The 3,024-nt window shown below is 42.7% G+C and carries 2 protein-coding genes, 2 rRNA genes and 1 riboswitch; of the genes, 2 read left to right on the top strand and 2 right to left on the bottom strand.

Features of this window, described 5'->3' with window-relative positions; all coding sequences use genetic code 11:
• A 16S ribosomal RNA gene (locus ABEA66_RS26605) occupies positions 1 to 257 on the bottom strand; the annotation flags it as partial.
• Between the two features lie 602 nt (positions 258 to 859).
• A riboswitch (cyclic di-AMP (ydaO/yuaA leader) is annotated at positions 860 to 1,002 on the top strand.
• Between ABEA66_RS26605 and ABEA66_RS26600 the strand changes: the two genes are divergently transcribed.
• Complete coding sequence (locus tag ABEA66_RS26600) at positions 1,001 to 1,813, top strand: stalk domain-containing protein (RefSeq protein ID WP_345592342.1); 813 nt, start codon at positions 1,001 to 1,003, stop codon at positions 1,811 to 1,813. It overlaps the preceding riboswitch by 2 nt.
• Before the next feature lie 108 nt (positions 1,814 to 1,921).
• A complete protein-coding gene (locus ABEA66_RS26595; protein ID WP_345592340.1) occupies positions 1,922 to 2,620 on the top strand; it encodes a polysaccharide deacetylase family protein in 699 nt (232 codons plus the stop codon).
• Positions 2,621 to 2,659: 39 nt separating this feature from the next.
• On the opposite strand, the gene rrf is transcribed toward ABEA66_RS26595, so the two are convergent.
• A 5S ribosomal RNA gene (gene rrf / locus ABEA66_RS26590) occupies positions 2,660 to 2,776 on the bottom strand.
• Positions 2,777 to 3,024: the final 248 nt, after the last annotated feature.

Genomic DNA, 3,024 nt, shown 5'->3' with positions numbered 1-3,024 from the left:
CGTTACCCTACCAACTAGCTAATGCGCCGCAGGCCCATCTGTAAGCCACAGGTTGCCCCGTGTTTCATGATCCTCTCATGCGAGAGAACCAGCTATCCGGTCTTAGCTATCGTTTCCGATAGTTATCCCGATCTTACAGGCAGGTTGCCTACGTGTTACTCACCCGTCCGCCGCTATCCCCGAAGGGACCGCTCGACTTGCATGTATTAGGCACGCCGCCAGCGTTCGTCCTGAGCCAGGATCAAACTCTCCATTAAAGTGATCACCGAAGCGATCTATAACAGAGCTTGTCTTAAGCTCAAAATTCAATGCTAGCGAGAATTTTCATTCTCTGTTCAAACATTCACTCGTTGTTCAGTTTTCAAAGGACAATCTTCGTTCGTTTTCGACTTCCGTCAAAAGCGACCTTTATAATATAACACATCTGCCTACTCAATGCAAGCTTTTTATGATTTTATTTTTAAGTTCTCTTTTGAACTGCATTCAAATCAGTAAGCCTGCCGGCTGGGCAGAAACATAATATATCACGAATACCGCATCTCTGCAAGCTTTCATTTTAATATATACTAGTATTTCATTTCCGACTACTAATGTTCCTATCCCTCATCTCTTTTTTTACTTCCTTCCCATGTATTTCAATACTCAACATTCCTACAGGTACTTTCTCTTTCTATATGTATAGGAGAATACGAATTAGTACGAATTGATCTTTGATAATAATAACTTTATGGCATCTAGCAATACACCTCAAATAAAATGTAATCGTTTTACCAATTCCCCGATAAAAAAGGACAACCGACCATAAATAGGGAGTTATTGGTTTTATTTGTGCATTGAACATCCTATAGTTCTATGGTAATTTCTAAAAATGCCGAATCAAACTTTTATTAATTGTTTGTACGGGGGACGATTTTCATGGGGTGAATGTTTGGGTTATCCAAACTAGGGAGAAACCTCTTCCCGAATCCGTCAACTAACCTCGGAGGCCCAAGGAGGGACTATGAAACATTTTGTAAAGAGTTTTATTTTGTCGTCTGCGTTATTCCTTTCGGTATTAACGCCTTTATCCGCAGCTCATGCTGCGATTCCGCATGACGACAGCTACAAAGTACAGGTCAACGATGAACTGATTGCGTTTCCAGATGCTCAGCCTTTTTTGGATGGCTCAGGTTCATTACAAGTACCTATTCGCTTTGTTAGCGAAAAACTGGGCTATGAAGCCCACTGGGAGCAGACAGGTAAAGAACTAAAAATTACACTAAAAAACAAACAGAACAACGTTATATTTACCACCGGAGATTCAGCCGCCCTTGTTAATGACAAGCCGGTTGCTCTTCAATCCGTTCCAACTCTGGTCGACGGAAGAGCCTATTTTCCTGTAAGAATGTTAGCTAGTGTGTTAAATATTCAAATGCAATGGGATCCTGCTAATCACATCGCGATTCTGGATGAAGACGGACGGTATCATGCTCCTGCTTGGTATGCCCCATCTTATCAAAAAGTAATTGAGGCAAAAGCTACCGCATACACTGGAGCTCCTTCTGAAAATGGAGGACACCCAAGCATCGATTATTTCGGTAATCCCCTTCAGGTTGGAACGATCTCAGTAGATCCGTCCATCATACCTCTAGGTACCAAGGTGTACATTGAAGGTTATTCCTATGATGGACTGCCTTCTGGAGGAATGTTCGCTACAGCTTCCGATACAGGCGGAGCTATTAAAGGGGACAAAATCGACATTTATGTTCCGGACAGTAAAGCTAAAGCGGATCAATTCGGAATTCAGCAAGTTAAAGTATACGTTATCAAGTAAATACCTTCTTGTCTCCCTTTGGCAGTTGCTTTATGGCAGCTGCCTTTTTGTATATTCACGCCCATATAAGAGAGACTAAAACCACATACAGTGGAGGGAGGGACTTCTTTGATCCGGCTTCTATCCAAACTATTGCTCTGTGGCTCCTTAATAACCCTTACTACGGCTGCAACCAGCAAGCCAAGCAGCGAGGTCGTTTGGAATGTAACTACCGACCAAAAGCTAATCGCCCTTACTTTTGATGACGGGCCTAATCCCGTTTACACTCCACAAATTCTCGATATACTGAAGCAGTATGAAGCTAAAGCCACTTTTTTTGTATTAGGTAAAAGGGTCCAAATGTACCCGGCTATAGCCATCCGTGAAGTGAATGAAGGCCACGAAATTGCAAACCATACCTTCGACCATCATTATTTAAAAAATGTCTCATCTGAAAAGCTAATCGAGGAAATACGCCAGACACAGGAAGTTATTTTCGATATTACCGAGCAAATGCCACATGTATTTAGGCCTCCAGGCGGTTTTTATAATGAAGCTCTTCTTAAGCTTACTAAGGAAGATAAGTTAACGGTAGTTATGTGGTCTTGGTATCAGGACACAAAGGATTGGAAGAAACCTGGGGTAGATAAAATCGTAAACACGGTCTTATCCAATGTTCATAATGGAGATATTATTTTGTTTCATGATCTGCAAGGGGATTGCTCTCAAACCGTAGAGGCATTAAAACGGATTCTCCCTGAGCTGAAAAAGCAGGGCTATCAATTCGTTACGGTTACTGATCTTATTGCTAAAAATAAAAGCAAATAAAAAAAGCAGCTGATCTGATTAAAAGATCACCTGCTTTTTGCTTGGCGACGTTCTACTCTCCCAGGACCCTTCGGTCCAAGTACCATCGACGCTGGAAGGCTTAACGTTCGTGTTCGGTATGGGTACGCGTGGTTCCCTTCCGCCATCATCACCAAACGGTATCGACGTTTCTGCCAGGAAACATCAAGTTTCATTTCATTCAAGGTGGCTTGCACCCTGAAAACTAGATACGAAATGCATGCGTAAAGTTCGTGAATTAGTTTCCCGTTTTTTCCGGGCCTGCGACGCTTACGCATCGCAGCTCTCTGACCATACTTCGTATGGCAGATAATAGGTTAAGCCCTCGACCGATTAGTATTCGTCAGCTCCACACGTTGCCGTGCTTCCACCCCGAACCTATCTAC

Source organism: Paenibacillus vulneris (assembly GCF_039543185.1).
Lineage (GTDB): Bacteria > Bacillota > Bacilli > Paenibacillales > NBRC-103111 > Paenibacillus_S > Paenibacillus_S vulneris.
This window is presented reverse-complemented; position numbering and strand designations above follow the sequence as displayed.